The sequence below is a fragment of the Chitinophaga sp. 01L420 genome (genome assembly GCF_056399985.1).
Map to the genome: position 1 here is coordinate 1 of NZ_JBFTSK010000002.1, position 20,500 is coordinate 20,500.

The 20,500-nt window shown below is 38.1% G+C and carries 19 protein-coding genes; all 19 read right to left on the reverse strand.

Annotated features, from left to right (window positions below; translation table 11 throughout):
• Nucleotides 1-212: 212 nt before the first annotated feature.
• The 19 genes from AC1DP6_RS01690 to AC1DP6_RS01780 all read right to left on the reverse strand — a co-directional run bounded on the left by AC1DP6_RS01690 (nt 213) and on the right by AC1DP6_RS01780 (nt 20,454).
• Complete coding sequence (locus tag AC1DP6_RS01690) at nt 213-1,580, reverse strand: N,N-dimethylformamidase beta subunit family domain-containing protein (protein ID WP_477053309.1); 1,368 nt, start codon at nt 1,578-1,580, stop codon at nt 213-215.
• A 103-nt stretch (nt 1,581-1,683) separates the two neighbouring features.
• Nucleotides 1,684-3,504 (reverse strand): cytochrome-c peroxidase, encoded by a 1,821-nt coding sequence (locus tag AC1DP6_RS01695; RefSeq protein ID WP_477053310.1) that lies wholly within the window; start codon nt 3,502-3,504, stop codon nt 1,684-1,686.
• Between the two features lie 44 nt (nt 3,505-3,548).
• Nucleotides 3,549-4,154 (reverse strand): LbetaH domain-containing protein, encoded by a 606-nt coding sequence (locus AC1DP6_RS01700; RefSeq protein WP_477053311.1) that lies wholly within the window; start codon nt 4,152-4,154, stop codon nt 3,549-3,551.
• Between the two features lie 5 nt (nt 4,155-4,159).
• Nucleotides 4,160-5,014, reverse strand: coding sequence for a glycosyltransferase family 2 protein (locus AC1DP6_RS01705; RefSeq protein WP_477053312.1), 855 nt, complete (start codon nt 5,012-5,014; stop codon nt 4,160-4,162).
• 49 nt (nt 5,015-5,063) lie between these two features.
• Nucleotides 5,064-6,206, reverse strand: coding sequence for an NAD-dependent epimerase/dehydratase family protein (locus tag AC1DP6_RS01710; RefSeq protein ID WP_477053313.1), 1,143 nt, complete (start codon nt 6,204-6,206; stop codon nt 5,064-5,066).
• Nucleotides 6,207-6,327: 121 nt separating this feature from the next.
• Nucleotides 6,328-7,302, reverse strand: a complete 975-nt coding sequence (locus AC1DP6_RS01715) for a WaaS/CpsH family glycosyltransferase (RefSeq protein ID WP_477053314.1) — start codon at nt 7,300-7,302, stop codon at nt 6,328-6,330.
• Nucleotides 7,303-7,320: 18 nt separating this feature from the next.
• Nucleotides 7,321-8,358 carry a hypothetical protein gene (locus AC1DP6_RS01720; RefSeq protein ID WP_477053315.1) on the reverse strand — a complete coding sequence of 346 codons (1,038 nt, stop codon included), beginning with the start codon at nt 8,356-8,358 and terminating at the stop codon, nt 7,321-7,323.
• A 245-nt stretch (nt 8,359-8,603) separates the two neighbouring features.
• Nucleotides 8,604-9,965: a lipopolysaccharide biosynthesis protein gene (locus AC1DP6_RS01725; protein ID WP_477053316.1), complete on the reverse strand. Its 1,362-nt coding sequence runs from the start codon at nt 9,963-9,965 to the stop codon at nt 8,604-8,606.
• Between the two features lie 203 nt (nt 9,966-10,168).
• Nucleotides 10,169-11,356: a hypothetical protein gene (locus AC1DP6_RS01730; protein WP_477053317.1), complete on the reverse strand. Its 1,188-nt coding sequence runs from the start codon at nt 11,354-11,356 to the stop codon at nt 10,169-10,171.
• A gap of 62 nt (nt 11,357-11,418) precedes the next feature.
• Nucleotides 11,419-11,973 carry an acyltransferase gene (locus AC1DP6_RS01735; protein ID WP_477053318.1) on the reverse strand — a complete coding sequence of 185 codons (555 nt, stop codon included), beginning with the start codon at nt 11,971-11,973 and terminating at the stop codon, nt 11,419-11,421.
• 39 nt (nt 11,974-12,012) lie between these two features.
• Nucleotides 12,013-12,750, reverse strand: a complete 738-nt coding sequence (locus AC1DP6_RS01740) for an SDR family oxidoreductase (RefSeq protein WP_477053319.1) — start codon at nt 12,748-12,750, stop codon at nt 12,013-12,015.
• 2 nt (nt 12,751-12,752) lie between these two features.
• Entirely contained in the window at nt 12,753-13,664 is a 912-nt protein-coding gene (locus AC1DP6_RS01745; RefSeq protein ID WP_477053320.1) for a Gfo/Idh/MocA family protein, read from the reverse strand.
• Nucleotides 13,661-14,374, reverse strand: coding sequence for an acylneuraminate cytidylyltransferase family protein (locus tag AC1DP6_RS01750; RefSeq protein ID WP_477053321.1), 714 nt, complete (start codon nt 14,372-14,374; stop codon nt 13,661-13,663). The genes AC1DP6_RS01745 and AC1DP6_RS01750 overlap by 4 nt, the downstream gene beginning before the upstream one ends.
• 1 nt (nt 14,375) lies before the next feature.
• Nucleotides 14,376-15,419, reverse strand: coding sequence for a nucleotidyltransferase family protein (locus AC1DP6_RS01755; protein ID WP_477053322.1), 1,044 nt, complete (start codon nt 15,417-15,419; stop codon nt 14,376-14,378).
• A gap of 56 nt (nt 15,420-15,475) precedes the next feature.
• Nucleotides 15,476-16,639, reverse strand: a complete 1,164-nt coding sequence (gene neuC / locus AC1DP6_RS01760) for a UDP-N-acetylglucosamine 2-epimerase (RefSeq protein WP_477053323.1) — start codon at nt 16,637-16,639, stop codon at nt 15,476-15,478.
• Nucleotides 16,636-17,643 carry an N-acetylneuraminate synthase gene (gene neuB / locus AC1DP6_RS01765; RefSeq protein WP_477053324.1) on the reverse strand — a complete coding sequence of 336 codons (1,008 nt, stop codon included), beginning with the start codon at nt 17,641-17,643 and terminating at the stop codon, nt 16,636-16,638. Before neuB ends, neuC begins: the two co-directional genes overlap by 4 nt.
• Nucleotides 17,644-17,645: 2 nt before the next feature.
• Nucleotides 17,646-18,281, reverse strand: a complete 636-nt coding sequence (locus AC1DP6_RS01770) for a NeuD/PglB/VioB family sugar acetyltransferase (RefSeq protein ID WP_477053325.1) — start codon at nt 18,279-18,281, stop codon at nt 17,646-17,648.
• Between the two features lie 13 nt (nt 18,282-18,294).
• Entirely contained in the window at nt 18,295-19,443 is a 1,149-nt protein-coding gene (locus tag AC1DP6_RS01775; RefSeq protein WP_477053326.1) for a LegC family aminotransferase, read from the reverse strand.
• Nucleotides 19,444-19,455: 12 nt separating this feature from the next.
• Nucleotides 19,456-20,454, reverse strand: coding sequence for an NAD-dependent 4,6-dehydratase LegB (locus tag AC1DP6_RS01780; protein ID WP_477053327.1), 999 nt, complete (start codon nt 20,452-20,454; stop codon nt 19,456-19,458).
• Nucleotides 20,455-20,500 lie beyond the last annotated feature (46 nt).

Genomic DNA, 20,500 nt, shown 5'->3' on the forward strand with positions numbered 1-20,500 from the left:
TCGGTATGCCATGTGGGGTTATGTTCCAGATAGCTTCCATCTGTATAAATTTCCGGCATATTGATTTATTTTAATCAATTATACTTTATTTCCTCTTTTATTTCAAATTTAATTACGCAAAGCCACCCCCGATTTGTGAGCATGATAACTAAATAATTAAAAAGGAGCAGCCAAATGCTGCTCCTTTTTAAGATAGGCTTATAAAGCTTATATTAATTACTAAATAAATTTTTATTCGCCATTATCCCATCAATAGCATTCTGAGTGACTTTAGAGATGTTCGGAAAGGTTTTATATGAATAAATCGTGCACCAGTTAGTAGAAGGAAAAGTAACTACTATCCCTGACTTTTTCCTTTTCCGGAAAATGATGGCTGTCGGAACTGTTTTTACTGATCTAAATCCAAAATCATACCCTATGAGTTCAACTTTGTCAAATTTCAAAGCCTTATTATCGATAATGGGCGTGCCTTCACTATCAAATCCCTTTAAGGGAGCACCATCATATTCATTTGAAGGACATTTAATAATATCTCCTTTTTTCAGGTTCATCCCGGTCAATAGCGGCGAATTAGGATTCACTATTTTGAATCCATCCCATCCGTCATTCTTTGTTGCTATAGAACCATTCCCTCCCCGATCATAATCCACTCCAATGCTTTCGGTGATTTGATACCTAAGACTGGGACTAATCCAAAGCCACGTTTTAAGAGAGTCTGCAACACGTGGCTCCCCAACCGCTTTATAACAGATAAGTTTGGTCTTATCCTCGTTGTAGCGTACCTGCCACCACATGGTATTACCTGAAAGCACAATTGCATTTTTGCCTTCATCAATAAAACGATCAAAATTCCGTCTTGCCTTTCTTGACCAATATTCACTATGGCCGATAATAACAACAATCTTACCCTTTATATTATCGTAATCTTCCAGATCAATATCTGAAATCATATTGTAAGAATACGATTGTTGGCCAATCCATTTTAAGAATCCGGCGGCAAATGCAGAATACGGTATAGGCCTTTGAAATGAAACTATTTTGGCAACAGGTGTTGTATATAAACTCCTTCTTCCTGTTGCGCAATAAGCATTCTCAGTATTGTAGGGATAAACGACGGTGAAATCTACGGTTTCGTCTTTTGACTTTACTATCAACGGGATCTGGTTCGCAACAAGGTAAGTTCCACTTTTAAGTGTTGGAACTTTAAAAGTTACAGGATCACTATATCCAAATCCGTCTTCATATGGTTTTTCACCGGATGCTTCCTGCTTTGTCAGTCTATTAACCGGAACGCTGAACATAATCTTTCCGTCCAGATTATATACATTCAACGCTCTCTTAACAATTACTGATTGGGTAGACAAAAATAAAGCAACACTGTCTCCAACGTTGTACGATTGCTTATCTGTATATCCATTAATTACCAACTTATCCGGGATCGCGGTGCCTTCTTCCCCTGGGACTTCGGTATTGATGGGTTTTGTATTGTTTTTCCTACATGCTAAAAGACTTGCGCAAATTACAAGTAGGAAAACGAGTCTGTAGGCACCCTGCCTATAGAAGAGAGCATTTGATTCCAAAGGTATAATGTTTAGTCTGGGTTAAAGAACTTGCCAATTTAGTATTTAACTATAGCTGAATAAATAACGGAGCAAATTCTCATCCCCCCTATCAGGTCAGGATTTATTTTTGAGCGGTATCTGAAAGCGCATATAAAAAGGCGATAATCTGTCGCTGTTCAGTTGTTGTGAGCTGCAGCTTTCTTGCAGGAAGTGTTTGATTAGGCACGTGTATCCCCAAGCCAATTCCCCCTCCTTCATTATAAAAGTCCAGTACTTCTTCCAAAGATTTAAAGGCACCATTATGCATATAAGGCGCTGTGATGGCAACATTACGCAAGGTGGGCGTTTTAAAGGCAAACTTATTGGGAGCTGCCGGGATAACAAGGTACCGGCCCAGATCCCTGTCAATAATCTTACCATGTGGCTTTTCAGGCACTCCTAACACCTCAGCATCTTCTTTTACAAAATTCGGGGGCAGTACGCCATTAAACAATGGCACGAAATGACAGGTTGCGCATTTGGCTTTACCCATAAATAGATTAAATCCCTTTATGGCCGAGTCGCTGAGCTGCTCTTTTTCCCCTCTCATGTACCTATCAAATGGAGCATCCAAACTTACTAAAGAACGTATATAGCTTCCTATAGCATTCTGAAAATGATACGCAGTAACTGTTTCCCGTGATTCCGGAAATGCTTTCTTAAATAATTCGATATAACTGGCGCTAGCCTTAATTTTTTGTAGCGCATTACCAACAGAACCATGCATCTCATTTTCACTAGAGATAACATCAGTTACCTGATCTTCGAGAAAAGTAACCCTCATATCATAAAACAGCGCTGGCTGAAGGCCAGCATTATATAACGTAAGCGTATTACGCTTTGTTACAGATCGATTGTCTATGGATGGACTTTTAGCCAAACCGTCTGTAAATCCTTTAGCAGGTAGATGACAGGTAGCACAGGATCGCTTACGGTTGCCAGATAGTATAGGATCGTAAAAAAGCTTTTTGCCTAATAAAACTTTCTCACTGCTAATATGATCGCTCTCATTATCAGTATAAAAGTTATAGTCAAAAGCATCCGGTACAAATAAATTCTCCGCACTACTTTTTACAGGGCTATGCATGTTACCCATATCCACAGAAAGTGCGTTGGCTAACTTTATCAGGGAATGTGATAGCGGATTAGCATATGTAGTAATAAAAGTCAGTCTGTCGAAATCATTAAAACTCACCCCTGTAGCAAGATTACGGTCCCCTCCAGCAATAATACTGTCACATTGTGCCACAAGTCGCCCATCAACTTTCAGAAGAGATTCCTTATACAGACCAAGTACTTCACCTACCGATTGCCAGGCAGCTCTTGACTCTGGAATAGCATTTCGGGTAAGGTCTGCATCATAACCAACAACACCCAAGGCGATAATACGGAATACTTCCTGTCTAAGTGATTTAAAAACAAGGGAATCTGATAGTATTATATTTGAAGATTGTGACAACACAAAACGGATACTGGCGCTCAACTTATCCACTTCCTGTAGTAGTGTTGCTTTACTCATTGTTCCATGTTCTGAAAACAATATGGATTCAATGACCTGGAAACCTTCCGGTTCTATGATCGTATTCAGATTATCTTCTGTTTCCACTTCTGGTACAGCCGCACCATTGATAAGTGTAGCCATATGGGGTATGGCATACTCGATAAGAAATTCGGTCCGCTTGTAGGATATTTTGCTTTCTTTAAAAAGCTGTTGCTGTTTCGCTAATGAGTCATTTTCTATTACACTCTTCCGAAACAAAGTAATAAGGCTATCTGTATCAACTAGTTTTCTCTTGAAATACTCGTCAAGAGCTTCCACTGCTGGGCGACGTGGCAAAGAATTACTGCATTGGACACAGCAAGCTATTATCAATATACAAAGGATAAATAAAGAAACTTTCATCGGTACTTGGCTTTCGATTTAACATCGAAATGCAATGTAAATTATTAAATCTTCTCCCAAACACCTGTATGCCTATTAAATTTTTTAATTGCCCTGGCCGGTGAACCAACGGCAATAGTGTCGGGAGGGATGTTCTTCGACACAACAGACATGGAACCGATAATTGAGCCTTTTCCAATAGTTACTCCAGGCAAGACTGTAACAAATTCACCTATCCAAACATTATCTTCTATTGTTACACTTTTAAAAGTGATAGGCCTATCTGCCGGGGGCTCATCTGGGTGCGATTGCAGTACGTGTTCTTCGTTGTATCCTCCATGATTGTGATCCGTAATAAATACCTTGCTGGCAATTAGCACATTGTTGCCAATTTTTATCGAATTCACTGCTGTAATATGAACATAGTCATTTACCTGTACATTTTCTCCTATTTCTATAATAATCTCGTTAGCCGACTTTACATACGGAACATCTATCCGCATCCCTACTCCTGATGTAAATCCCTTTCCAAATTTAATTTTACCTTTTCTTTTTATATAATAAGGAGTTCTAACCAAACGACATTTCGGAAAAAACAACTTCGTATTAATGACATCTTTCACCAGTTTTACAAATCCCCGGAACCCATAAATGCTTAGGTAGTTTTCCATAATAATCAATGCTGTGTTGACTTAGTATATTTAAAAAATCCGTCAATACGACCCGAAATAGCGAAACGTCGTCTCTCAGCAGCTTTTTTATCCCTTTGCAGAATGGCTTTTCCCAGCTGCAATATCTGCATGACGGTAGAACTCATATAGAGCAGCAGCAAGGGGGTATTTACATGCTTACGCAATACGGCGCCATATCCGCTTGCATACCTATATATCTTATCTGCAGTCATGGTATTAACATTCAACTCCGGGTGCCACACTTCAATCCTGTTGGTATAAATAACGTTGAGATTCTTTTTTAGGGCATTCACAATATAGTCGAGTTCTTCACCTGAACCATAAAAAGCACCAACGCCGAAATGAGTATCAAATAATAAATCCTTCCTTTTACTAAAGCAGGTAATTGCAGAATAATTGAGATGAAAATTGAATGGATTCAACTTCTTCTCTCCTACAAACCATTCCCGCATGATATTCTTATTTGCCTTCCTGTCGAATATCCGGCCATATACCACATCAGCTTCCGGATGCTCTTTGAAAAAGGTGAGCGCACTACTTACCGTATCGTCATAGAACATACAATCATCGTCTGGGAAAGTAACTATATTGCCACGGGCTAACGTCACTCCTTTATTCTTACTCTTCGCGAGTCCTTTCTCCAATGTTTTTACATGCACAAGATACGGCAGTCGTGTACTATACTTACTTAAAACAGGTACCAGGTCAATTTGATCATTCTGATCAACTACTATTACCTCAATAAGTTGAAGATCATGCGACTGCCGGGAAATACTATCTAAAAGTGCATCCACCTCATCACTTCTCCCGTACGTTGAAATTATCAGACTTATGTCCATGTATTAAATACTTACAATTCGCAAAAGATATATTTCTCCTGTACTAACCTTAGATGTACAATCCTTTGGCCTTCATTTCCTCGATAGATTGAGCATACTTGTCTTCCTGTATAGCCTGCTGCAATACCCAATCAGTAAAATATTTCAATCCGGCATGAAATTCGAATTTCGGATAAAAACCGAGTGTAGCGGAGATTTTAGCAAGGTCTGCAAAATTATGGCGGATATCGCCCATCCTATAGTTCCCACTAATTGTAACCGGTACATCAATACCGTAGTTAGTTATCAGGGCTCTGGCAACTGTAAGCACGTCAACAGGCGTACCTGACCCCACGTTAAAAATCTCTCCGTTTGCTGCGTCTTGTTCTATTCCCAAAATAGTGGCATCAACTACGTCGTCAATATAAACAAAATCCCTGCTCTCCTTTCCGTCTTCAAAAATGTTGATCCCGTTATTATTTCTTATGCGCGTAGAGAAAATTGATAAAATACCGGTATAAGGATTTGATAGCGATTGTCCTGGACCATAAACGTTCTGATACCTAAAGGCAACAGGCGCTATACCAATAGTGGGACAAACGGTCATCACCATCTGTTCCTGATTTTGTTTGGTAATTCCATATACCGAAGAAGGATGTATTCTAGATATTTCATCGGTAGGCAACAGCTTCAGCGGTTGTTTACTGCCGGGATAGGTCACTTCGAAATTATTCATACGCATATCCGCTTCCTTTCGGTGTTCAGGATATACAACGCCAAATTCCTCACTTAAATACTTGCCTTCTCCATAAATGGATCTGGAAGATGCAACTACGACTTTCTTTACCAAACCGGGTTGATTTGCCAACAGATCCAGCAATATAGCAGTACCTCCGATATTTACATCCGTATACTTCTGAATTTCGTACATGGATTGCCCAGTACCGGTTTCGGCTGCGTAATGCACAACGATGTCCTGACCAATCAATGCCTTTTCCCAATCCGCGCGGGATGTAACTGTTCCTTTTATGAATTTAACTTCATTTTTGATACTATTATATAGTGGCGACGTTGTTTCAGGTGAATTCCCATGAATCTGAGGAGACAGATTGTCTAATACTGTTATAGTATATCCCTTTTTGATCAGCTTCAACGCCAGGTTGCTTCCTATGAAACCCGCGCCACCGGAAATGAGTATATTTTTATTCTTCATTATTTCTTGTCTTTTTGCTATTAAAAGTGTGTACAGATAATGTTATTCCAAACAAATATGCAATTTAGCCGATTAATTGTAATTAAATATAATTCCCTATTATCGGCAGGCTTCTACCTTATTAATTGATTTCAGCAAACATTTTCATTAGCCATTCTTTGACAGTATACATATTTGCAGGAGGCGAAGTAGGCTGAATGCGTAAAAATTGTTCGTCTATTTTTGGATTATCCTCATCAAAAAAAGCTACGTATTCTGATGAGTAAAATTTATCTTCCTGTAACTTGTAATTATTTGTCAACACTTTAGTTCTACAAGCAAATGCTTCAATAATACGCATAGCCAATCCCGTTTGATCAGGATTACTAACGTCTACCATTACGTCTGACTTTACCAGATTCTCCAGGTATTCTGCTCTCTTCATAGGCCTGGTAGAAATCACAGAGCGATCGAGACGTTTACCGTCTAATCGTTCCTTTACATAAGTAGTAAAAGGAATGAATAAAAATGCCTTAAGTTTATAATTATGCGCGTCGGCATATTCTTTAAATTTCATCAATGCCTCATATCTTTTCGGAAAATACCATCCCATAAAAAAGAAATCGTATTCTTTCACCTGTGTTTTATTTCTGGCAACCCCGGCTACATCGTCTATATAAAAAAGCGGCAGATACTTCAATTTAGGGTTATGGTCACAATCATCGAAATCAAATGAAAAAACCTTATCAAAATTTGCTACTTGTTTTAAAAATGGATTACTCTTATTGGAATCCCACTGGTACATAATTGTTTGGGCACGGGGATTCATTTGTTTAAACCTTCTGACGAAGTTATCAGGAAGCATATAACCTCTGATCACGAATAAAACATCATACTGAGTGGTCCCAATTTGCTGCAGGATCTTATCATAATGCTTCTCCTGGTACCGTTCCAGATACTTCTTCCTAAAATTATTAATCGCCTTAAATAAGAGGCCATACTTTCTTTCCGGGAAAAAAGATACAGTTGCTCCTGCCTCTTCTAACTTTCTGATAATAGCCGTATGATAACTATGAAAGATTGGTCCGATGAATAAAATACGTTTATCTGAAATCATCTCACTTTATTAACAACATCAATTTTTTACAATAAGTTTTGTCTTGACTTTAAAATAATCGACGATACCTTTTCTGAAAATAGAATATCCATATATTGTTAGCATAGTAAGCATGGAAGGAAAGATAATCAGGAACCACATCACCAGATCAAAAAAGTAAAGCAAGTGGTAAAGACCAAGTAATAAGGGCAGTAAGATATATGGCTTATTATAAAATCTATAACATAAAAAATAATAAAATAGCAATACAGAAATGGCAACCACTACAGTAACAAATTCATTGAAATACATATAAAGGTAAACAGGCAATGTCAAATTTATCGAGGTATATACGTTCTGTACAAAGTCTTCTGAATACCCCAGGAACAAAACCCTATAATACTGATTTGGCATTATATCCGGCTCAAAAACATTACCTGGAATTAAGGCATCGATCATCATTTCCAGTTGATGAAACGGAGAATATTTTGCGTAAAAAAGGTCTAGATTCAATGTTCCGTTCTCTTTATAGTGTATAGGCAGCATCGATGTTTCCAAAAAAGACATCCGCCCGGCAATCTGATTAAGAATAACGTCCGTACCAATGCCGAGATCTGCCTTTCTGATAAACACAGTTGCCACAAAAAACAGGACAGGGGAAATTATCATCATCAGGAGCAATACCCTTTTTAGCTGCTGCTTATATCTTGAATAGTTTTCAAACAGCGGATAAATAAGAAAAATCACAAACATACTTATAACCCCACTCCTGCTCCCCATTACCATGGTATAAATAAGATATACGATAAACAGTAGTGCTGGCCTCGTTTTTCTTTGCTGGTAGAACAGGATGGCAACTAGTATGGCGTTACTTTTTAGGAAAAGATCAATATAGCTCATCCCCGAACCACTCATACTACCACTGATCGCCCCGCTGAAGCCCCCTTTGAGAATATACAACCCAATCGAAAATCCGAGTGCCAAATAAAAAAGCTTACTCAAATTGTAAAAACGAGGTTCTATCTTGTATTTTTTATCAGGTAAAAACATAATAATGGCAATGGCGCCGAGAATCATGAAAGTATTCAGATAAAAACCCTTCAGAGTTGCATTCGTGTCATATACATCCGAATATATATTAACGTATCCGTTTATAAGATAATAAGTTCCGGGTATAAGAAAATGTAACGTATAATAAAATAACAGTATGCTTATGAAGACCTTTTTCATTACCCCAAGTTTTTTTTAACCCTGTTCCGAATACGAGGTCGGGACGAAATTAATTAAATACCCCGAAACTATTCCGGGTTGAAAAAATTACATTACCTGGTCATTTTAAGTTTTAAGCCCGTCCACCACTTATAAATAATATCATTAATATAATTCCTGAATTCCGATGTGAATAGGTAGTAAATCGATATGGACATTAAAACACCAACACCAATTGCAATAATCACTTCAATTAGATGAATACTGCTCTTACTACCAGGCAAATATGGGTTTAAGAAATACCCGTAAATAGCGAGAAACAATAGCGACGGAATAACCTTTACAATATATTTATTAAAGAACCCTATAAAAGTAAGCTGCAGATATTTAATAGAATAAATAGCATAGAATATACCCAAGCAGATAAAGGAAAAAAACTTCATAAAGGAAAATGCAGTAAATCCAAATTGAGGAAAAAACAACATCACTCCCAGCCAATAAATAACCGGCAAAAAGAACCCAACGGTATATAGCAACCGGGCCTGTTTTCTGGCGACAATAAGTACTCCCGCAGGATAGGTAATAAACGCCAGCAGATTACTCAATAATAAAAAATTAGCTGGTACGATAGCCTCTTTGAAATTGGTACCAACCCACGATAATATAAATGGTGAAATAAAAATATTGATGGCTACCAATGGAAACAGTGTGAGAGGCAACATCACTACTATTACCCTACTGTATAAACTCCTCAATGTTGTCCAATCGTCCAAACCAATCATGTGATTGAACCTGGCCGTAAAAGGGTTAAACACAGCGCCGAAAAGAGACCTCACAAATGAAAGCAACATTAAACCTACTGCATACAATGCAACAATAGTAGGAGTAGAAATTTTTGCCAGCACATAAGCATCCAATTCATAATACACAATCCATGACAAACTCAAAAGAAAAGTACTTAGTGCCAACGACTTTGTTTTTTCATATACTGCTTTTGAAAAACGTATATGGGGTATGAGAGAAAACAGGGATGAATGGTACCTCTTCTCTGCCACCAAACTTGTAATAATAATGACAACAACTGTTATAACCTGATTGAATAAAAAATAGCCAACCAGATCATAATTTCCATTTTTGAAAAAATAGAATACAGAAAGTATCTTTAACAGATTTCCTACAATATTTATACTTTGAAAAATAAAGTCTTCCAGCCTTATGCTATAGATCATTTGCAAAACCCGTTGAAGAATAATAGCTGGGGCAAATAATGCAAGTGTCAGCAGTAATTTGGACGCAATGAGTTGGTCTGCTCCCTCCTTCATGTTACTGAACAACCATTGCGGTTTGTAGGCAATCGCCAAAATGGAGCAACTGAAAAAAACAGCGAAAAGCAACAGTATAAACCCGACAAAGCCAATTATCTGTTTTTCCTCCGCATAGTGTTGCTTCGCATAATCTTCAGAAGCATATTTCATGCCTGCGTTTATAAATCCCAAATCTGCATATGCGAAGAAAACGCTCAGCGATATGCAAATACTATATATCCCATACAGCTCCTGATTATTGGAAATAACAGGTAAGACAACAAACAAGGAACAAATATTAAGTACAATAGCCGAAATATTAAGTACGTATATTTTCAAATAATTCAGCGTATATGATTTTTTTACACTATCACTCATAATCTATGTGCATCATTTATCTCCAGTAATGAAAAAATAATTTCCTTTGTACTTGTATGCTGGGTATCTAAAGAAGTGAGGTATTTGTATTTATAATCCATATAAGCCTCTTCATGCACAAAAAGCTTGTTTAACTTTATATTATCCTCGTCTATATTAATGAGTGGGGCTTTTAATACTTCGCTGAAATGCTTTATCTGCTGAAACATATTGTGCTTATATGATTTATAAATTTGGTTATTATAAGCAAATAGAACAGGCTTTGAAAACAGGACCGCGAAAGACACTGCAGTGCTTATATGTGAGATTACAAAAGAGGCATCACTTACCAGGTCAGCTGTCTTGTTCATCAGAATAGTTCTTCCATTATATGGATTCACTGTATAATCTGCTTTAGGATGAGCTGCTATCACCACTTTAACATGGTAGGTTGACTCTAGTTTATCAAAAAACATATTGAGTGACCGGAAATATTCTTCCGCATCTATCGACTTCATTCCCACAATGGCAAGATCTGGATGGTAAGGAAGGTAAATATCAAGGAACACCGCATAAGGCCCTTCTATCAACCTTTGTCTGTGCTGTTTTAAACTCAAATAATGGTCATAATCCAGGGAGTTAACTGGTATTAGCCTGGCACTACTTCTCTCTTTTTCAGCCCCCATCCCGACGGTATATATTCCTTCGCTCCCGGCAGTAAATACGATGTTATGCGTTTTAATATATCCCAGTCCCTTCACCTTGCTGAGCAAATAATTTGAAATAACGCGATTAATATAGCGGAGACTGGTCAATTGCCCCGCCTTCTTTTTAAGCTTGGTCAAAAAAGGAGCATTCAGGACAGGCGCCGGCAACATTCCTCTGGCAAAAAAACAGGTTTGCACATCTGCTTGTGCCAAAACCCTGAATAGGTCTGAGACTTCGTGTGTTAAGGTGATAAACACAACGAATAATGCGCCTTTATTTCTATTTAATGCAAGCCTGATCTCTTTTATAGAAGAAAAAGGCTTTACATAGGCGGCAGTCAGAGAATGATTAAGTTCTAGACCTGGCTTATATATATTTGTAAGATCCCAATACTCAATTTCAACACCTGCTTCCTGCAGCTCTTTTATGTAAAAGTTCCGTTCAAAAATTGCTGTCAGTGGCTGGTATGAAATATAAATAATCTTTGAGTAATCCATTATAACAGTAATTGAGACCCTATTTTCTTTAATCCTTTTGATAAAGCAGTTGCATACGAAACCTACTTATCGATATATCTAATTATTTTGGCCGGTATACCTGCCACTACCACCTTATCAGGAACCGACTTAGTTACAACCGATCCTGCTCCCACTACACTATTGTGCCCGATGGTAACACCTGGAAGTATTATAACATTGGCACCAATCCAACATCCTTTTTTTAATGTAATGCGCTGTGCAGCAGTATGCCCCTGATCAATAATTGGTATATCAGGATTATCAAACGCATGATTATTTACATAAAAATGTACTCCACCTCCCACCAAAACATCGTCTTCAATCATAATGCTTATGTCCAAATTCTTCGCTTCTCCAAACAAATGTGTACCTGGCCTTATAACCACTCTTTTACCGATTGAAATTTTGGAGCAGGCAACCGCATATGCTCCCGGCCGGAACTCTGCAGTATCATCAAAATGATAAAATTTGCGTTTGCAGAGCTTCTGCATAGCCGTTTTAAAATATAATCGCCAATGGGTTAGGGGAATATCCGGACCAATCCGATCAGTTCTTTTCCAGAATCTTATCCTACCAGGCAATTCACTTATTATCATATTTTTTTATTTGACTAAATCAAATATACCATTCAAATCTTAAATAGCAGTCCACCCACCATCTACTATAAGGTTATGCCCTGTGATATACCGGGCTCCATCTGATAACAAAAAACTGATGGATGGTGCGATATCACCTGGATTTCCTAGTCTCCTCATAGGAACTTTATCTTCATAATTTTTTACAAAAACAGGATTTTGATGATCGAAAATTCCCCCGGGAGAAACACAATTCACCCTCACATTATAAGGCCCATAAAATGCGGCCATGTAACGGGTAAAATTAATCAATCCTCCTTTTATAGCAGCATAGGCTCCTTCGTTCAACATGGAAGTGCCATTATAAATAGTAAAATCAGGACCAACTACCCCATAAATAGAAGACATATTAATCAGTGAACCACTTTGCTGCTGTTTCATTTGATTTAATACGAGCTGACAACATTTAACATACCCTCCCAGATGCCACTCTACATTCTTACTAAAAGACTCCATTGACTCCTCATCAAACGGCTTCTTCCCCCAATCCTCAGTTCTCGGATAAGCATTGTTTACCCACCCGTCAATCCTGCCATACTTCGCTAATATCAGGTCCATCGCATGTTGAATGGACGGCTTATCTGTAATATCACAGTTAATTTCATTCTTATTAAGATCTGTGGTTGCATTGTTGTCCAAAACAATCACCGTCCCTTCCTTCGCCAGTAGTTCCTGTACAAAAGCATTACCCAATAAGCCTTTACCACCAGTAACAACTATAATTTTATCTTTCAGCATATTCATTTCAAACAAATTTTCAGTATTTTAAATGCCTCCTCAATATCATTCATGATAACACGATCTTCATGAATGTTCTCAAGAAAATATTTCATCTGCTCTACATAGGTAAAATGGATGTCTGTTTTCCTTTCAAATAATAGCTGATTATTAAGGACTACCGTTCCTGTTAATAAATCTGCTTTGAGCGTTCCATCTTCCAATAATATTTCTATTTCTCTTTTTGAATCCCGTCTGTAGTAGTTAAGTGTAATGTTTGCTGTGAAGCCAGCATAAGACAGATTATAATGCGCATAGTCAACCGCTCTTATATCAAGGCAAGAGTGATTTGTAAGTTGCTTATAGCTGCTTATTGGCGCCCCAAATAACCAATAGGAATAATCCAGTTCATGGATAAGGTCCAGATGAACTCCCCCTCCCAATTCAGGATGAGCGCTATAAATGGTTCTGAAATCCTTTTGTGGACGCCAATCAGGCAAATAGGAACCACAATAGATATTTACTTCATTGATCCGGCTAATATTATTTGTCAGGTATTGCTTTAGGAACTGAACGCATGGATGGAATCTCAGATTACAAGCAACGTAAGTCTTAATACCCTCGTTAACGCATTTATTCACCAAAGCCTCACCTTCTTCCAACAAATGGAATAATGGCTTTTCAATAAATAAAGGGATCTGCAGTGGTAAAAGTTGTTCTATAGTTTTATAATGAACAGCAGTTGGATTGGAAATAATAGCAAAATCAAATGACAACTTTGCATGATTAAGTTCATAAATATTTATAACATCTTCTATCTGATCATTATTATCACTTGATCGAAGTGCATAGATATTTATTTTATCCGACAATGCTTTCAAAGCATATATGTGCTTGCGCGCAATAGATCCGAGACCAATAATCAGAACATTCATACCAAAAAATCAAGCTTCTGGTTCTCTAATAAGTACTCCATAAATTCGAAGTCAATTGGATGATCCAAATCAAAGCAGATATGCGGCATTTCATAAATCAAAGACCTGGATGTAATAGCACTGGAAAAAGCAGTATCAAAAAAATTACGCCTATACACATAAAAGGAAGCATTCATGTCATATACCTTGGGGGCAGACTGGCGGGTAATAAAATCTCCCTTTTTACATAATTCATAATAGCCTTCCTTATTTTTTTCCACCATATTAAAGTATGGATTTCTATTCGCCGGATTAACTGAGAAGATATTAATTGCATGTTCATCTTCCATGATGATCTGCAATGCAGCTTCAATATCATCATTAGTTCTTAATGGAGAGGTAACATCAAGATCGATGATATAGTCAAATTTCAATTGTCGTTTTTCCTCTTCGAATTTAATCAGATCAGCAATGACGCCCAACTTTCCGGCAGTATCAGTCGCGAGAGCTTCTGGCCTCCGATAATCTGTAACCAATCCCGCGCTTTTTGCCGCCTCTATTATTTCACTACTGTCAGTAGACAATCCAATTACACATTTCTTACCTATAGCAAACTTGACTCCCTGATCAATGGAATAGTTAATCAAAGGCTTACCGGCCATATTCTTAATATTTTTTCCTGGAATACCTTTCGATCCACCCCTTGCACAAATTGTTATTAGTATATTCATTTCAAAGCTTAATATGTTTTATATCTATCTGCGCTTTTTCAAAATCCTCTGGCCGACCGATATCCAGCCAATAGCCTAATATTGGATAATGAGATACTTTCTTATTGGCAGCGATCAATTCTTCCATAAAATCTGTTGCATTGTAAAACGTATTTTGCGGTACTAATTCAAGCAAGGATTTTTTAAAGAGGTAAATCCCTCCATTTGAATAGTAATTATAGGTAGGCTTTTCGTCAAAGGAAACTACGTCACCGTTCTCTATTTCAAGTACGGCGTAAGGTACTTTCACTTGATATGGAACGCTGGCAATCATTAAATCAGCGCCCGATGCGATATACGAGCTATAAAAATCTGTAAAATCTATATTTGTCAGAAGATCCGAATTCATTAACAGAATATGATCCGAATCGAAATCAGCAACTAGACTAAGAGCGCCAAAGGTTCCTAAGGGCTCAATTTCTTCAATATACTCAATGGACAAATCCTTGTCTGTACCATTTCCAAAATATTCCCGAATCTGATGGCCCAGGTAACGAATCGAGATAATAACCCTGCTTATCCCATAGGTAGCTAATCGGTCGATATTATGTTCAATTATAGGTTTATCTCCAATTTTCAACAAAGGTTTAGGACAATCAGCTGTAAGTGGCAACAGGCGCTCTCCTTTTCCACCGGCCATTATTACTGCATTCAATGGCAACAACGATGACTTTAAACGTAGATTGAGAATATCAACTATATATCTTTGATCATCGACAATAGGTATTATTCTAATGTTTCTTCGCTTATATTGCTCAAGCTCTTCAATAGAATAATTCTGTAATACAATACAAACTGGATTGGGTTGAATGAACTCCTTAATGGGAGTTTCAAAGGTAAGCTCTTTAATGAATCCCCTTCTAATATCTCCATCAGTAAGCGACCCAATTAGTTTTTCACTACTGGATATAACAAACAGGATGGCATCGGCACCAAGCGCATTTAATTTTTTAAATGCGTCGGTTATACTTTCGTGTTCAAAAATTAAGTGTTTCCGGAATTCCATCAATCTCAATAAATTTTTAATAATTGAATACTTCTGTATAGCTCGGAAAAAAACGTCTATAAATCATAGAATCGCTTTTTTATTAAAGAATCAAGTGGTATCTTCTTTAGAATGTCTACAATTTCGTCGGAAGCATTTCCTCTACCATAAGGGTTTTCAACATCTTTTATTGTATCCTGGAAAACATTATCCAATGCCAATTGAATAGCTTTTCTCATCTCATCAATATCAGGATGACAATCAATAACACTCTCTGCCTTAATTCTACCTTTCTGTCTGTCACCAATGTTAACAGTTGGCTTTCTGAACGAAGGGACTTCAAGAACACCACTGGAGGAATTACCTACTACGGCATCCACAAAATTAAGCGCCGATAGATACCTCAATTGACCCAGAGAAGTAAAAGCAATCGCCTTTTCTCTTCTGTCAGAAACAAACTTGTCAATTAACTGATTGATTATCCTGCCATCTGTATCTGCATTTGCCTTTGTAAAAATAAGCTTAACATCGGCTAACTCATCCAAAACCCTCAGCAAATCTCCAAACTGCTTTTCAGCAGACGATACTTCCAATGTGACAGGATGAAAGGTAATAAGCAGGTTCTTTTCCCCTAACTGGAAATCGATACTTTCTTCAAACTCTTCTCTGGTTAATAGTTTGAGTTTATTAATATTCTCAATTCCCAGCGCCCCCACGTTAAATACACGGGCTGGTTGTTCTCCTAATTGTATAACTCTCTTGTGATAAGCTTCAGTGGCGGTAAAATGAATCTGGGACATTTTGGTTATTGCATGCCTGATAGATTCATCTATAACTCCCTCTGTGGCTTCGCCACCATGACAATGGGCAATAGGAATTCTACTTATCATAGCAGCTGTAGCGGCCGCAAAAATTTCAAATCGATCACCCAACAATAGAACCAGGGATGGTTTAAGCTCTGCAAAAGCATCCCCAAAGCCAATCATACCCAGTCCTATACTCTTGTTCACGCCAATAGTGGTATCTGATGATAGCAGCATCTCTACTTTCTTGTCTATCCGGAACCCGTCTGCTTCAATCTGGTGATAAGTAAGTCCGAATTCGGGAGATAGGTGCATGCCAGTCACCAATAGCTGCAGCTCCACATCAGGATCATCATTCAGCTTCTTAATAGTCCAGTACAACAGGCCATATTCGGCCCTCGTACCAGTTACCACGCATACTTTTCTCTTATTCGTCATAAAGTAATGATCTCATCTTCTAAATAATCCTTATTGGCTATGGTACCTACCACATTATCCCACTCCATCGGGCTTATCCCTGTGCCAGGACGCTTTACGTCCAGATTTTCTTCAGTTAAAATCTCACCCTTCTTTATATCCCTACCGGCAACAATGCTTTTACGCGCAATGGCAATATTCTTCGTTTCAGAGGCAGACTTCCGTTTGGTCCCATCTCCCAATGCACTTTCTATATTTCGTATGGAAGCTACCATACAACGTAATTCTGCCGGATCCAATGAGGCTTTATGATCTGGCCCTTCCATATTCTTATCCAATGTGAAGTGCTTTTCTATCACCTTTGCCCCGAGCGCCACGGCTGCAATAGGGACCTCAATACCTAAAGTGTGATCTGAATACCCTATTTCAACGCCCAGTTCCCCGCCTATGGTATTCATTGCTTTCAAATTCACATCCTGCATAGGGGTGGGGTATTCTGTATTGCAATGCAGGACCGTTATATCCTCCAAACTCCTACCCGCTTTAATTAGTACCTGAATGGCACTCTTTATCTCATCCATATCGGACATTCCAGTGGACAAGATAACCTGGGGGAATGTTGCTGCTATTTTTCTCAGAAAGGGAAGATTGGTGATCTCTCCAGAAGGTATTTTACCTAGGGTAATGCCTAATTTTTGCAACAAGTCAATACTTTCAAAATCAAAAGCACTAGATAAAAAGTTTACCCCTTTAGTTTTAGCATAGCTAATTAATTCAATATGCGCAGTTTCATCAAGTTCGAGTTTTTTCAACATTTCCAGTTGCGACTCCGTTCCGGTTCCTGCCGCCTTTTGGTAATCTGCCTTTCCTGCAAATTTACTTGCCAACTTCTCTGAGCGAAATGTCTGAAATTTAATATAATCCACTCCGGCACTAGAGGCTTCATCAATAAGCAACTTCGCATTACTTAAACTTCCATTGTGATTTACTCCGGCTTCTGCGATTATTATAACCTTATTCTTCATATTCAATTAATTTGACGACAAGGATTACCTATGTACATTCCTGAAGTCGCGATTACCCGATTAACCAGTGTCCCTGCACCAATAACAACCTTACTGCAAACTGAAACACCCTGCACCAAAATGCTACCACTTCCTATAAATACTTCATCTTCAATGGTACAATTGCCGTTGATATTGACGCCTGTTGAAACGTGTACAAAATTTCCTATTTTACAATCATGTTCAATGTTGGCATTCGTATTAATAATTGCATTTGCTCCAATCACAACGTCTGCATTTACTTTTGCCCCATGCATCAGAATCGTTCCCTTTTCAAATATGCTTCTTTTTGAACGAATAGCAAATGGCGATATAACGGTAGCTAGCTCCCCACCAATGTTGGCTATTCTTTCTGCAATTTTTATCCGCGCTGCTGCGTTCTTAATCTGCCCTATTGTAATCAAGAATAGCATACGCTCGTTAACAAAGAAAGGAATGTCTTCATCTGAACCTAATATATCATAACCACAAACTTTCGCTCCTTTTTCTTTCAGTGGATCAAGAACTCCTCTTATTATGAAACTGTCTGTTGATTCTATTACCTCAATACACGATTTACAATGGCCTCCACCTCCGATTAATATCAATTCTCTTTTCATAATGGCAGTACAATTAAAATCTTACACTACTCGGGATGTTCACTACCCTTTTCTCGAGCCAACTGGCATTAACCAACGCATCTGTTTGGCAATTGCTATAGATAGGTAGTTTATTCATTAGCGTCCAGATTGGTCGGGTCATTACGCTGCTTTCGTTACTTTGTTTCAGAAAGTTCTGCTGTTCCTCTTGTTCTTGAAAAATAATGGTATTCAGCCAATAATTAGCAGTACTTCCAATTCTTTCTGTTACAAATGTTATATTAGTTTCAGCAAAAAAACCATGGTATATATTGCTGAGTTCCCGCTTGTTCAATAAAAATTTATCCAGCTGTTCTAATTGTGCACACGCCAAAGCTGCATTCAGATTAGGCATACGATAATTATAAGCGATTTCATCATGTACAAATTCCCAGGCATGAGGCACTTTCGCCGTAGTAGACAAATGTTTACCTCGCAATGCAATTGCTTCATTATTTGTAATTATCGCTCCGCCACCACCACAGGTAATCGTTTTATTGCCATTAAAGCTAAACACCCCAATATCTCCAAACGTTCCGGTATGACGGTTATTCACATAACTCCCCAAAGACTCTGCTGCATCCTCGACCAACACAATATGATTTTCTTTGCAGATATCTGCTATTTCCTGAATTCTTAAAGGGAAACCAAAGGTATGCATGGGCACACAAGCCACAATTCTTTTGCCTGTTTCTTTATTGATGCAGTTGTTGTTTTTATCCCTGAAAGTTTTTTCTTCTAAAAATAGCCTGAGCGCCTCTGGAGACATCCCCATTGTATCTCTGTCTACATCCACAAAAACCGGCGTTCCTCCAGCATGACTGATAGCATTGGCAGTGGCTACAAATGTTAGTGGTTGCGTAATTACTTCATCCCCATGATTTACACCTGCCAGCACCAAAGCCAGGTGTAAGGCAGTTGTACCATTTACAGTGGCAATGGCAAATTGACTTCCCGTCACCTCTTTCATCATTTCTTCAAACCTTGTAACATAGGCTCCAACAGAAGAAACAAAAGTTGATTCAATAGTATCTAATACATATTGTTTCTCATTACCTCCGAAATAAGGTGCATGCAATGGAATAAAGCCCTTCTTCTCATTGAAGGTATTTCTTATAAAGTCAATTATTTGTGTTGATTCCATTTATTTAGAGAGCTAGATATTGTAAATACCGGCCTTATAGCTACGGAGATTTTCCTCTTTTCTAAACCAGTCAATGGTTTCCTGTAAGCCTTGTTCCAAGCTATATTGCTGCTTCCATTCCGTTAATTCAAGGATTTTCTCTTTAGAACCAAAGAGGCGGAATACTTCGCTTTTTGCAGGTCTGATGCGATCACTGTCCTGTAGAATGCAGGCGTTGGGGTTAATCAGCGATATCAGCTTATTGGCCAGTGCTTCTACACTTATTTCAGACTGTGTAGCGATGTTGCAGTCCTGACCTATTAATTTATCCGATTTAGCAATTTCCACAAAACCATTTACAGTGTCTTTTACAAACAGTAAATCTCTTGTAGGCGTAAGATCTCCTAATTTAATCTCTGTTATTCCATTAAGGAGTTGACTGATAATGGTAGGTATCACAGCTCTGGCAGACTGTCGTGGACCAAAAGTATTAAATGGTCTTACAATAGTTACCGGTAGATTAAAACTTCTATAGAACGATTCCGCTATGCAATCTGCACCTATTTTAGAAGCTGAATAAGGCGATTGTGGTTGCCTTGGATGTTTTTCATCAATCGGAATATATTGGGCCGTGCCATATACTTCTGATGTAGATGTTACAAGTATCCTGGAAGTATTCAAATCCTTTGCGGCCTGAATAATATTCAGTGTACCTTTTATATTTGTATCTATGTATGAATCCGGTGAATGATAACTAAAAGGAATGGCAATCAGTGCCGCCAGGTGAAAAACAACATCAATTCCTACCATTGCCGTTCTGACTCCATTGGGATCACGAATGTCTCCAGCAAAAATCTCGATGGCTGATAATTGATCCGGAGACAATGTATCCAACCATCCCCAGCTATTAAACGAATTATAATAAACAAAAGCCTTTACCTTACATCCTTCATTTAACAACCGCTCAACAAGGTGGCTTCCAATAAAACCATCTGCTCCCGTTACGAGGACTTTTTTACCTTTTAACTCCATGATAAATATGCTTGCTATATCTTGTTACTAACATTGATTTTATTAA